Here is a 12,307-nt window from a genome sequence, read left to right as displayed (position 1 = left end):
GGGGGTTACTTCATGTCGGAGTAGACGACGCCGATGCCGGTGGCGGCGACCGGGGCCGCCCCGGTCACCGACGCCACGAACGCGTGGTCCTTGGCGTCGGCGTACACCTCCAGCTGGAGGCCCAGGAGCCCGGCTTCCTCGGGGATCAGGTCGCGGATGTCCTGGGGGAGCTTCTCGATGATGGTGGCGCCCGTGGTCGCGTCCAGCGTGTACTTGTAGAACTTGGTCTTGCGGCTGTAGGACTTCTTGATCCCCGGGAGGTTCTTGGCGTTGTTCGTGATCGTCCGGGGGTCGGCCTCGTACTTCAGCTGGTCGATCTCCTCGGGAGTCAGCTTCTCCTTGGTGAGTTCGCCGTCGGGGGTCCTCGTGGCCTTCACGCCGTTACGGATGACGACGTGGGTGACGCCGGTCTTCCGCCATTTCCCCTTGGCGTTGAGCACGTACTCGGTGGTCTTGGCGTCCATGGTGAACCTGGGCTTCAGCGTGAACTTCGCCGTCTCCTGGGAGTTCGTGGTGCCCGACGCCTGGGCGAGGACCATGCCGATCTGCCGGGTGAAGGAGCTCAGCTCGGCGGGCAGCGGCTTGGCCTCGGGCACCTCGCCGACGGGCTGGGAGGGGTCGACGCCGGTGGGAAGCTGCGGCAGCGAGACGCTCACGGCGGGGCTCTTCGTGGGAACGGGCGGGGGCTTGGGAGCGCCCGGGTAGTCCTCCGGCGCAGGGGAGACCGCGACCTCGGCGGGCCTGCCGGCGTCGAAACCGTCGCCCACCTTGACCAGCGCCAGCGCGGCTGTCGGCACCAGGGCCACAGCGATGATCACGGCAATGCCGATCGTCCGGTCGGTACGACGGTCCACGGGATGTCCTCCTGAGGGGGTTCAGGGGAAGATTCAACAGCAAATGACTCGCAAGTAACAACAGGTGCCAGAAGCGGCGCCCGGGGTCAACCCGCCCCGGAGTAGTGCCGGAACAGTACCGAATTGACATATCTCGCGCCCGGAAACAGTATCCGGCTGGGAAATGACCGGGCCAGTTGTACGGCGTGTGAGCGCTGATGCGATGCCAGATCGAAACCTTCCAGTGGCCGCCACCGGCCGTCCAGCAGCACCTCCCCCCGGTACCCCCAGCCGGACAGCAGGGTGATGACCGGTTCGATCGGCTGGTGCCTGGCCTCCAGCTCCAGCAGCAGCACGGGGAGGTCCCGGCGGATCGTCCGTTCCGCGCCCAGCAGGGCCGCCAGCTCATGCCCCTCGATGTCGAACTTCATGAAACGCACGTCGGAAAGAGAGAGATCGTCGATCCGGACCCGGGGGACGGTGGCGGAGACGGAGCCCGCGGCCCCGTGCTCGACAGAGGAGATCCCGACGATCGCGCCCGCCGGAGGGGACCACAGGGTCGTGCTCCCGTCCCGGTCGGAGGCGGCGGCGGCCACCACCCGGGCGGTGGGGAAGGCGCGCTCCAGCAGCCGGGCCAGCCCCGGGTCGGCTTCGACCGTCACCACCCGGTCGGCCCGGCGCAGCAGGCGCGCGGTCCAGGGGCCGAACCAGCCGCCGACGTCCACGGCGGTGCCGCCGTCCGGGACGAACTCCGCCAGCCGTCCCAGCTCCGGCTCCACCCGGGGGTAGAGGCGCCGGATCACCGCGCCGAGCAGGGGCTTGGGCAGCAGGTCGGCTACCGCACGGGACAGGCGCTGGCTCATGCGCCCGAAGGTACCGGGCAGCGCCCTGCACACGGCAAACTGGTCGGATCCCCCGAGAGGTGAAAATGCTGGCCGAACCCCCTGCCGTCGTGCGGACCGAGCGTGCCACCGGACATCTGGCCGCGCTGGACGGCATGCGCAGCGTCGCGATCCTGCTGGTGGTCGGGGTGCACGTGGCGGCGGCGACCGGGATGACCGTCGAGGGCGGCCTGGGCTGGCGGATGCTGGCCAACGGCGGCGTCGGCGTGTCGATCTTCTTCGTGCTCTCGGGCTTCCTGCTGTACCGGCCGTTCGCGCGGGCCGCCCTGGACGGGACGGACGCCCCGGACGTACGGCGCTACCTGCGGCGCAGGGCGCTGCGGATCCTGCCCGCCTACTGGCTGATGCTGCCCTTCGTGCTGCCGCTGTTCAATCCCGAGGAGGCGCGGGACCCCCTCGTCTGGCTGCAGATGGCGACGCTCACCCACAACTACGACCCGCATCCGCCGTGGCCGATGGCGGCCTCCGGGCTCGACGGGCTCGGGCCGATCTGGAGCCTGTCGGTCGAGGCCACCTTCTACGTCGTGCTGCCGGTGCTGGCTCTGGGGCTGCGCCGCTTCTCCCGCGGCGAACCCCGGCGGCTGCTGCTGGGGCTGGCGGTGCTGGCCGGGCTGTCCCTGCTGGAGGCCGTCGGGCTGCGCTACATCGAGCATTTCGGGTCGGTCTTCGGCTGGAACCCCTACCGGCTGCTCTTCTACAACGAGCATCTGCTGCCGCGCTCGCTGGTCTTCTTCGCCCTGGGCATGATCATGGCGGTGCTGGCCGAGCGCCCGAACCGCTGGAGCCGCGCCATCGGCTCGACTCCCGGGACGAGCTGGACCGTCGCGGCCTGCGCCCTGGCCCTGATGTCCACGCCGCTGGCCACGCCGATGAACGGCGCGCAGAGCGCCCACCAGTACCTGCTGCACAACCTGCTGTCGGTGGTGATCTCCGCGGCGGCGGTCGCGCCCGTCGCCTTCGCGCCGCGGAGCCCCGTCGCCACGGCACTGCTGGCCAATCCGCTGATGTGCAGGCTGGGCCTGGTCTCCTACGGCGTGTTCCTGTGGCACTCACCGGTGATCGAGCTGTGGTACGACCTCACCGGAAGGCCCCTGTTCCTGGGGGACTTCTGGCTCGTCCTGGGCGTCACGGCGCTCTTCTCGCTGTTCCTCGCCGCGCTCAGCCACCTCTTCGTCGAGCAGCCCGCCCAGCGGCTCGGCCGCCGGGGTGAGAAGTAGCGCTCCGAGCAGAAGGATCAGGAGGGACGGAAGCCACCGGGTGAAGAACGCGTAGGGCTCCGGGAGGCCGTGCGTGTACAGGTAGCCGCCCAGCACCGTCGACCAGGCCGCGAGCCCGGCCAGGACCGGTGGCGAGAAGCCGGGGAGCCGCCGGGCCAGCGGCAGGGCCGCGGCCCCGGCTGCGAGCCCGACGGGGCCTGCCGTCCACAGCCCGAGGAGCGGGACGGCCCAGCGGAGGCGCGCGCCGCGTCCGGTGGGGCGTGCCGGGGTCGGCCCGGTGCCCGGGACGGCGGCGAGCACCACGACGAGGAGGACCAGCACCAGCCCCACCAGGAGGCACAGGCGGTAGGTCCGGTCCGGTTCGTAGAGCAGCCGCACCGTCCCCGAAGCCCCGGCGGGAAGCTCCCAGGCCTGCTTCCACCCGTCGAGCCGCACCGCCTTGAGGCGCTTTCCACCCAAGGCGGCGGTCCAGCCCTCGTTGAAGTTCTCCGCCACCACCAGGTAGGACGCGGTGCCGGAACCGGATGGGCGCACGTCCACACGCCGTTCGGCGGCATCCCATCGGGTGATGGTGGTGCCCCCGTCCTGCGCCACCGTCTTCGCCGGGACGGCCGAAGGGGCGGGACGGAGGGCGGCGGTGGAGATCAGGAAAGAGGCGTTGGTGGAACTGAGGGTCTGGCGGCCGGCGGGGGAGGAGACCGCCCGGCAGGACTCGTAGCGGACGGGACGACCCGCCAGGAGATCGGATCGGGTGGCGCCGACGAGGCGGGTCTCGATCTCGGCGGAGCCGAGGGTGAAGGAGGGGCCGGTACCGCAGGAAGAGGGGACGGGGCCGGTGAGCCGGAGCACCGGGACGCCTGGGATCTCGACCTCGGAGACCTGGACGGCCTTGGCGAAGGGGAACCCGATGGTGAGGGTCTTCGTCTTCAGCGGGGCGAAGGTGAAGACGCCCTTCTCGTTGATGAGGCCCTCCCGGGTCTGGCCCCGGTCGCCGGAGACGGTGACGCGGGTGACGCCGCGTTTGGCGGGGAAGCGGAAGACCAGCCTGGAGACGGTGCGGGCGGCGCCCAGTTCGCGGGTGAGGGTGGGCTCCTCCTCGTCCATCGAGCTGATCCAGACGGTGGCGCGGTCGCCGTCGAAGGCCGAGCGGGGAAGGGCCGCGGGGTGCTCCACCAGCAGGGAGGAGGCGGTGATCCCCTCCGCGCCGGTGTGGCCGGAGACCGTCTCGCCGTCGGCGACGATCGTGGTGCCGCTCAGCCGGACGGGACCGCCGGGAGAGGTGAAGGTGCGGTGGAAGGAGCTCCCCTCCTCGCTCTCGGCGGCCAGGTAGGGCGAGCACACCCAGCTCTTCGAGCCGCGCATGCAGGCGGGGGAGTAGCCGTTGAGGCCGGTGAACACCTGGGTTCCGGCGCTGCCGGGCACCGAGACGGCCCGGCGCGGGGTGACCCCCGGGACGGCCAGTTCGCTGATCGCCACCCGGGTGCCGAGGGTGACCTCGGAGGTGGCGGCGGTTCCGGTGACCTTGATCCGGAGCCGGGTCGTCGCTCCGGCGGGGACGTCGAGGGGCTGCGCCGCGCTGGTGTCGCGGACCCGTTGGACGAGCCGTCCGGCGGCGGTCGAGACCTCCACCTCGGTGACGGCCGGGCCGAGGAAGTCCCCTCGGCCGAAGGCGACCTGGATCCTCTTCGGGTCCCTGGCCTCGGCGAACTCCACCTCGAGCCACTCCCCGGAGGCGCCCGACCAGCCGGAGGAGGCCCAGTAGGTGTCGGAATCTCCGTCGAGGGCGGCGAACGGATGCCGGGCGAGCGAGCCGTTGTCCGGCGCGGAGGTGATGTCGGCGGCGCTGGAGGAGGCGGTGACCCCCTTGATCCCCGACAGCTCGGCGACGGACCGGTACGCCTCCCACCCGTCCTCGGTGAAGTCCTTGACCGCGGCGTCGCCCGTGTACTCCTGGTCCGCTTCCAGCGTGGGTGAGGAACCGCCGCGCAGGTTCGAGAAGGAGACCTCCCGCCTGCGCAGGGTGTCGGTCGCGACGTCGGGGTCCCCGTCGTTGAGCAGCACGGGCCTCCCACCGTCGAGGAGGCCCAGGTCGGCCAGCGCGATCAGCGCCTCCGGACCGCCGCCGACCCGCAGCGGCTCCTGCTCCGCGACCGAGGCCACCGTCTCGGTCCGGGGCACCTCGTAGATCTCGACGGGTTCGTACTCCTGGTCCACGGAGCCGGTGGCGTCGGTGAACTTGGCCCCCACCGGATCACCGAAGGCCGCCACCCGCCGGATCTCCGGCATCGCGGCCAGCGCGTCGTGCAACCTGGCCGGCCAGGCCCCCTTGAGCACGTTCCGGTCCGCGTCGTTGCGGATCAGCAGGTAGCGGACCCCCATCCGGGACAGGACGGCGGCGAGGCCGGGTGAGCCCAGGCCGTCGGCGAACCGCTCGTCGACCGCCTCCATCAGCCGGGCCAGCCCAGCCGAGCCGCCGGGCGTGACCATCCGCCCGGCCCAGCGGCCCTGGAACAGGGACTGCAGCGGATCGTCCATCATCTGCCCGTACACGTACTGCCCGAACTGCTGCCCCGGCAGCGACAGCACGGCTCCGTCCCGCTGCCCCAGCCGCTCGTCGAGCCAGCCCGTGGCGTCCTGCATGTACCGCGGGACGCCCTTGGGCGCGTTCGGTATACCGAGGCCGGGCGTCACGGCGGGCACGGCCGTCAGTCCGACCATCACCACCGCGAGTGTCCGGGCGGCTCCGAACCGCCGCGCCCTCTCCACCGCGCGGAGCCCGGCGGCGGTCCGCCTTTCTCCGGCGAGGTCCAGCGCCTTGCGCCGCGACGCGGAGAACCATCCGGGGGCCTTCCAGCCGTACACCCGGTACCGGGCGGCGACAGGGAGGAGGCAGGCCAGGCCGAGGGAGAGGGGCAGGCGGAGGAGCGCGTCGAATTTGTGGAGGTTGCGGAAGGCGGCGAGGGGGCCGTCGAGGAGGTCGCGGAAATGGTCGGCCAGGAAGGTCCCGGAGTGGCCGGTGACGATGACGGCCAGGCCGAGGAGGAGCGTGGTGGCGAGGAAGGGCCGGTGGGGGGAACGGCGGATGCCGAGCAGTCCCAGCCCGGCGACGAGGGCGGTGGCGAGGATCAGCCAGGTGGAGTAGGCCAGGACGTTGCCCGCGGGCCACCACGGGTTGAACCAGGTGGGGAGGAAGGCGGTCCACTGGGAGGTGCCGCGCAGCACGTTGACCGGCGAGGTGATCGACGTGGTGGTCGCCGCGGTCTCGGTGTAGGGGAGGAACTCGAAGATGTGGCGGCCCATCAGGTAGGTGGGGGCCAGCCACCAGAAGGACGCCGCGGCGACCAGCGGGAACCACCACCCCAGCAGCCGCCCGCGGTGCCACAGCAGGTAGAGCAGCGGGACCACGAGGACGGCCAGCTCGGCGGTGGCGTTGATCCCGCCGCAGGCCACCACGGCCAGGGCGGACAGCGCCGCGGCCCGCCTCGGGGAGCGGACGGTGACCAGCGGCAGCAGCATCCAGGGCAGGACGGCCGTGGGCCAGAACTCCGAGGAGTTCGTGCCGAGCAGCACCTGGGCGCGGGGCGCGAGCGCGTAGGCGAACCCGGCGAGCAGCCGCGTGGAGGGAGAGCCCATGCCCAAGGCTTTGGCGAGCTTGACGACGCCGAGGAACGCGGTGCACAGCACCAGCCCGAGCCAGAGCCGCTGGGTGATCCACGGGGGCACGTGCAGGAGGTCCCCGAGCAGGTAGAACGGGCCCATCGGGAAGAAGTAGCCGTAGGCCTGGTTCTGGACCTGGCCCAGCGAGACCGCCGGGTCCCACATGTGCAGCGCTCTGGACAGGAACCCCGAGGGGTTCAGCGCCATGTCCAGCTTGGTGTCCGGCAGGATCCGCCCGGGCGCGGCGGTGAACGCCAGGGTCTGCAGCACCAGCAGGGACACCAGGATCCGCGCCCTGTCCCGGGCCCGGGTGTCCGGGGGCGTGCGGGCGGGGCGGAGGTCAGAAGGCATCCAGGTCGTCCCGGATGAGGCGGTGCATGCGGTCGCCGCTGGATTCCCAGGTGAAGGTGGCGGCCCAGGCGGTGCAGGCGGCCCGGATCTCGGGGCGGCGGTCGGCGAGTTCCTTGAGGGCGCGGCGGACGGTGTCGGCGAGGTCCTCGCCGGGGAGGGCGAGCCAGCCGGTCTCGCCGTCGCGGATGGCGTCGCGCAGGCCGTTGACGTCGTAGGCGACGGTGGGGACGCCGAGGGCGGCCGCCTCGATCACCGACAGGCCCCACCCCTCGTAGCGGGAGGCGGAGATGTGCAGGTCCGAGCCGGCGAGGAGCTCGTCCTTGGCGTCCTCGGAGAGGAACCCGTGCAGTTCGACGTGCTCGTCCAGGCCGAGGTCGCGGATCTGGGCGGCGAGCGCCCCGTGCTGCTCGCCGCGGCCGACGATGTGCAGGCGGACGCCCGGCAGCTCCTCGCGCAGCCGGCCGGTCATGGAAACCAGCAGGTCGAGGCGCTTGTGGGCGACCAGCCGTCCCACGCAGACGATGGAGGGGGAGCCGTCGGCGGCCGCGCCGGGCCGGGGGCGGGGCGGGGGTGCGCCGTTCGGCACGATGTGGACCGGTCCGCTCCAGCCGAGCCGGTCGCGCAGTTCGCGCGCGGTGGACGGGGAGACCGCGACGGTCGGCCGGTCCCGGTACAGCCGCCGTGCGACCGGTCCTTCGAGGAACCGTCCCACGGTGGCCATGAACCGTCCGAAGTAGACGAAGAACTGCCTGTCGTGCACGTGGTGCACCAGAAGAATGATCTTGGTGCGCCGGGCCAGGGCCAGCGGCGAGAAGAACGGGACCCCGTTCATGCAGTCGATCGCCACGTCGAAGGAGTTCCGGTGCCGCAGCAGCCAGCCCAGCACCAGCGGGTAGCGCGAGTAGACCCCGCCCATCCGGACGATCTCGATGCCCGAACGCAGCTCGCGGCGGGCCTGCCCGGACTCGCGGCTGGTCACGAAGGTGACGCGCGCGCCGCGCAGGCGCAGCTGCTCGCTGATCTGCCAGGCGTAGAGCTCGGCGCCTCCGGCGGTGCACTGCCAGGGGTCGCGCCAGTTGATCATCGCGACCCGCAGGGGACCGGCTCCGTCGCCGCGCAGGCGCTCCGCCTCCCCCACCGTCCCCGTTGTCCGTGTCACATCGGCGGCGCTGCTAGCGCCCCCCGTACTGGTAGATCGCGTTGGGCTTGGGGGCGGGCTTGCCGGTGGAGGCGCTGACGACCGCGACGGACGAGGCGGTGGCCAGCAGCACTCCGGCGATGATCGCGAACAGGATGCGCATCGTCAGCCTTTCTCGGTTCGTCCGGGAGGGTTAAGAGTAGAGCTATTTGTACCAAATCAGCCAGACCGGTCCAGCAGATAGACGAGCAGGGTCGGCCCTTCCAATGCAATTTCGGCGTTTCTCAGGCGAGTTTTCCAAGATTCCTCGGATGCATCCCTGCTGATCACCACATAGCGGAAACCCGCCTCCATCAGCGGACCCGCGAGATCACCGGTGCCGCCGCCCGCGGAGAGCAGCCGGTCGGCGGCCACCGCCTGGGGGTCCTCCTGCTCCAGCGCCCGCCCGCCGACCTGCAGCCCGTCGTTCCAGACGACCCGACGTCCCGTCATCCGGGGCCAGGGATCCAGGACGGCTCGCCCTCCGTTCCACGCGGGCCGCCGGTAGGCGCCCCAGGGCAGCGACAGGACCTTCCCCTCCACCGGATCCGCATTGATCATCTGCTGCGCCGTCCGCCACTCCACCGGGTACCGCACGGCCTCCAGCCGTCCGGAGACGCCCCACGCCAGCGTGGGCAGCACCATCAGCGGCACCACCGCGATCCAGCCGCCGCGCCACCCCCTCACCTCCCGCGCGATCCGCGCCGCCGGCCGGGGCGCGTCGGTCTCGTCCTCCTCCCCGGCTTCTGAAGGGCGGGTGGCGAGCCGGGCGAGGCCGAGGGCCACGGCCAGGGCGAGGGGCGCGACGTAGAGCTGCGCGTCGCGCAGGACGCCGAAGGCGGGCCAGAGGTCGACGAGGGCGCGGAGGGCGGCGCGACCGGGCGCGGTGATGCCGAGGGAGGCCAGGGTGAGGCCCAGGGCCGCGGAGAAGAGGGCCGCACGGGACAGGGGGGAGGAGCGGTGGGCCAGCAGGGCGGCGAGCGCGGCCAGGGAGAGGAGGAGCCGGAGGAGGGCGGGAAGGAAGGGCGAGAGCCCGGGAGGAACGGCCTCGGCGTTCCAGATGCCGCCCAGGGAGAGGAGGCTGCCGAAGGCCCCGAAGGGGGTGTCGGCGCGGGCGGCGAAGAGGTCGACGCCCAGGGGGTCGGTACGGGTGCCGGAGGCGTTGAGAAGGGCCGGGACCAGCCAGGGGAGCGCCATCGCCAGGAAGGTGAGCAGGACGCGGAGGAAGTCCTTGCCTCTGGTGGCGGCCAGGCCGCCCGCCAGGACGAGGGCCGTGATGTTCATGGCCGCGAAACCGCCGACGGCGGCGGGGACGAGGGCCGCGGCGAGGCCGAGGGCGCGCCGCCGCAGGACGGCGTCGAGAACCCAGGGGAGACCGGCGTAGCCGAGCAGCAGGGCCCAGTGGCCCAGCAGGAGGCGTTCGCCGACGTAGGGGTTCCACAGGTAGAGGACGACGGCCGCGGTCTTCGCCGCCGTCCCGCCCGGTACGAGCCGGCCCATGCCCGAGGCCGCCAGGACGAAGACGGACAGCAGGATCAGCTGCTGGGACCAGGGGAGGAAGGACAGCGCGGCGGCGAACGCGTCGCTGGGCACCTGCCGGGGGAAGCCCGCGGTGCCGCCGAACATCGCCTCGGTGCGCGCCGGGTCGGGGACGAACACCATGTCGTAGCTCAGGACGAAGCCCGGACGCAGCGCCGGGCCCAGGATCAGCAGGCCCAGGCCGAGCCCGGTGAGCGCGGGAAGGAACCGACGTGCCGTCAGGGCTGGTCTCCGGTCTCGGGGGTGCCGTTTCGTGGCCAGAGACTACGGCCTGGTATCAGCCTGCTCGACAAAAGCCTACGGAAACGCCACTCCGGTATGGTTACGCGCGAGTACGGGCAGAGGTCGCAAGTCGGGCCTTCTAAGGGTTTCTCCGGAGGTACTGAAGTCATGAAACGCGGCGGCTTCCTGCTCGTGATGCTGGGTGCGTTCTTTCTCGCGATGGCGCCCCTGACCCGCTTCTACATAGCGGACCGGGTGATCGCGGCGCCCCTGGACTTCGGCAAGAACCTCACGCTGAAGGCATCCGAGGCGTCCTACTTCGACGCGTCCAAGAACCTGACCGGGAAGGTGGTCTCCGGCAAGGAGCTGGAGGCGCGCCTGAACGTCGGCGGCGACGTCAAGTCGGGCACCGACGAGCTCATGGTCCTGAACGGGATCCTCCAGCTGTACTCGGGCGAGCACGCGATCTCCCTGAACGAGTTCCGCCTGGCCTTCGACCGCCGGACGGGCATGCTGCGCAACGCCGCGGACTCGAACGTCGACCGCGACACCGAGGTGGTCCAGTCGGGGTACTGGATGATGCTGCCGGTCGGCAACGTCCACAAGGAGACCTACCAGCTCTTCGACCTGGTCACCGGCCGGACCTGGCCGGCCCGGTTCTCGGGGGTCGAGGAGGTCGAGGGGATCGCCGCCTACCGGTTCGAGCAGCACGTCGAGCCGACGATGGTGGGCCGTTCGAAGAAGACGGTCGCGCCGACCGTCGTGGGCCTGCCCGAGACCGCCAAGCCGGTGAAGATCGACCGCTACTACGAGGCGAAGAACACCCTGTGGATCGACCCCCGCACCGGGATGCCGATCAAGATCCAGCAGAACGTCAACTCCACCCTGCGCACCGAGAAGGGCGACGAGGGCGCCTTCGTGCTGGCCGATCTGGTGCTCCAGGACGAGGACGTGAAGGACCTGGCGAAGATGTCCGAGGAGTACGCCGGGAAGATCGACCTGGTGCGGACCACGCTGCCGGCGATCGCCCTGGCCGCGGGACTCGTCCTGCTGGCCGGGGGCGGGGTGCTCAGCCTCGTCAGCGGGACCAGGCCGGCCGGGCGGGGACGGCGGTCCAGCTCCGGCCAGAAAGTAGAACAGGTTCCGGTTGGTTCCCGTGATCCGCTGGCCGGAGCAGTGAAACACAAATAGAACCTGTTGCAGTTTCACCCCCGCGCGGCTTACAGTGCGGGGGTGCGGACACGTGTAACCGAAATGTTCGGTATTGAGTACCCGATCTTCGCCTTCAGTCACTGCCGCGACGTCGTCGTGGCGGTGAGCCGCGCAGGCGGCATGGGCGTCCTGGGTGCGCTGTACTTCACGCCGGAGGAGCTCGAGCTCGAGCTCAAATGGATCGACGAGCACGTCGGCGGCAAGCCGTACGGTGTGGACGTCGTGATGCCGGCCAAGTACGAGGGCGCGGACCTGGGCGACGCCGAGGAACTACTGGGCAAGCTCCAGTCCATGATCCCCCAGCAGCACAAGGACTTCCTCGAGGGCCTGCTGGCCGAGCACGGCGTCGAGCCGTCCACGGAGAGCGCCGACAGGGTGCTGCTGGGCTGGACGGACCAGACGGCGCGGCCGCAGGTGGAGGTGGCGCTCAAGCACCCGATCGCGCTGCTGGCCAACGCCCTCGGCCCGCCGCCGGCGGACGTGGTGGAGCTGGCCCACGAGCACGGCGTGAAGGTCGCGGGGCTCGCCTCCAGCGCCCACCACGCCCTCAAGCAGGAGGCCGTGGGCGTCGACATCATCGTCGCCCAGGGCACCGAGGCCGGCGGTCACACCGGCGAGGTCTCCACCATGGTCCTCATCCCGGACGTGGTCGACGCGGTCGGCGAGGACACCATCGTCCTGGCCGCGGGCGGCATCGGCCGGGGCCGCCAGGTCGCCGCGGGCATGGCCCTGGGCGCCGAGGGAGCCTGGACGGGCAGCATCTGGCTGACCGTCGAGGAGGCCGACACCCCCGAGCAGGCGGTGCCCAAGCTGCTGGCCGCCACCAGCCGCGACACGGTGCGCTCCCGCGCCTGGACGGGCAAGCCCGCCCGCTTCCTCAAGACCGCGTGGACGGAGGCCTGGGAGTCGGAGAAGTCCCCCGGCTACCTGCCGATGCCCATGCAGTTCATGCTGATCTCCGACGCCCTCAAGCGCATCGGCCGCTCGGGCGACGGCGAACTGGTCACCTTCCCGGTGGGCCAGATCGTCGGCTCCATGAACCAGGTCAAGCCGGCCGCCCAGGTCGTCTACGACCTCATGGAGGAGTACATCGAGGCCATCGAGCGCCTCAACACCATCACCAACGCGGACTGACCTCCGGTTCTCGTGAACGGAAGAAGTCCCCGGCCCGAAGGCCGGGGACTTCTTCCGTCGTCC

8 protein-coding genes and 1 pseudogene are annotated in these 12,307 nt (G+C 71.3%); 3 read left to right on the top strand and 6 right to left on the bottom strand.

Annotation, left to right across the window (positions count from 1 at the left end):
* Nucleotides 1–5: 5 nt before the first annotated feature.
* Together ABD327_RS26405 and ABD327_RS26400 are read right to left on the bottom strand one after the other, a co-directional pair.
* Nucleotides 6–854 (bottom strand): hypothetical protein, encoded by an 849-nt coding sequence (locus tag ABD327_RS26405; RefSeq protein ID WP_344453865.1) that lies wholly within the window; start codon nt 852–854, stop codon nt 6–8.
* Between the two features lie 86 nt (nt 855–940).
* Nucleotides 941–1,696: an FkbM family methyltransferase gene (locus ABD327_RS26400; RefSeq protein WP_344453862.1), complete on the bottom strand. Its 756-nt coding sequence runs from the start codon at nt 1,694–1,696 to the stop codon at nt 941–943.
* An 89-nt stretch (nt 1,697–1,785) separates the two neighbouring features.
* On the opposite strand from ABD327_RS26400, the gene ABD327_RS26395 reads away from it, so the two are divergent.
* Nucleotides 1,786–2,952, top strand: coding sequence for an acyltransferase family protein (locus tag ABD327_RS26395; RefSeq protein WP_344453860.1), 1,167 nt, complete (start codon nt 1,786–1,788; stop codon nt 2,950–2,952).
* A 1,953-nt stretch (nt 2,953–4,905) separates the two neighbouring features.
* Here the strand turns inward: ABD327_RS26395 and ABD327_RS26390 are convergent.
* From ABD327_RS26390 to ABD327_RS26375, 4 genes and pseudogenes are all read right to left on the bottom strand, one after another.
* Nucleotides 4,906–6,960, bottom strand: a pseudogene (locus ABD327_RS26390) (alpha-(1->3)-arabinofuranosyltransferase domain-containing protein); the annotation flags it as partial.
* The gene (locus ABD327_RS26385; protein ID WP_344453858.1) at nt 6,950–8,098 is read right to left on the bottom strand and encodes a glycosyltransferase family 4 protein; all 1,149 of its coding nucleotides are present in this window, start codon (nt 8,096–8,098) and stop codon (nt 6,950–6,952) included. The gene ABD327_RS26385 and the pseudogene ABD327_RS26390, both read right to left, overlap by 11 nt.
* A gap of 34 nt (nt 8,099–8,132) precedes the next feature.
* Nucleotides 8,133–8,261 (bottom strand): hypothetical protein, encoded by a 129-nt coding sequence (locus ABD327_RS26380; protein ID WP_344453856.1) that lies wholly within the window; start codon nt 8,259–8,261, stop codon nt 8,133–8,135.
* Between the two features lie 56 nt (nt 8,262–8,317).
* Nucleotides 8,318–9,898: an MmpA family trehalose lipid delivery protein gene (locus tag ABD327_RS26375; RefSeq protein WP_486303503.1), complete on the bottom strand. Its 1,581-nt coding sequence runs from the start codon at nt 9,896–9,898 to the stop codon at nt 8,318–8,320.
* Nucleotides 9,899–10,066: 168 nt separating this feature from the next.
* Between ABD327_RS26375 and pgfA the strand changes: the two genes are divergently transcribed.
* Together pgfA and ABD327_RS26365 are read left to right on the top strand one after the other, a co-directional pair.
* A complete protein-coding gene (pgfA, locus tag ABD327_RS26370) occupies nt 10,067–11,089 on the top strand; it encodes a cell envelope lipid trafficking protein PgfA (protein ID WP_344453851.1) in 1,023 nt (340 codons plus the stop codon).
* Between the two features lie 42 nt (nt 11,090–11,131).
* Nucleotides 11,132–12,244, top strand: coding sequence for an NAD(P)H-dependent flavin oxidoreductase (locus tag ABD327_RS26365; RefSeq protein WP_344453849.1), 1,113 nt, complete (start codon nt 11,132–11,134; stop codon nt 12,242–12,244).
* Nucleotides 12,245–12,307: the final 63 nt, after the last annotated feature.

The sequence above is a fragment of the Actinocorallia aurantiaca genome, from assembly GCF_039533685.1.
GTDB lineage: Bacteria > Actinomycetota > Actinomycetes > Streptosporangiales > Streptosporangiaceae > Actinocorallia > Actinocorallia aurantiaca.
Note: the sequence above shows the minus strand (reverse complement) of the source record. Positions and strands in the feature narration are given on the sequence as shown.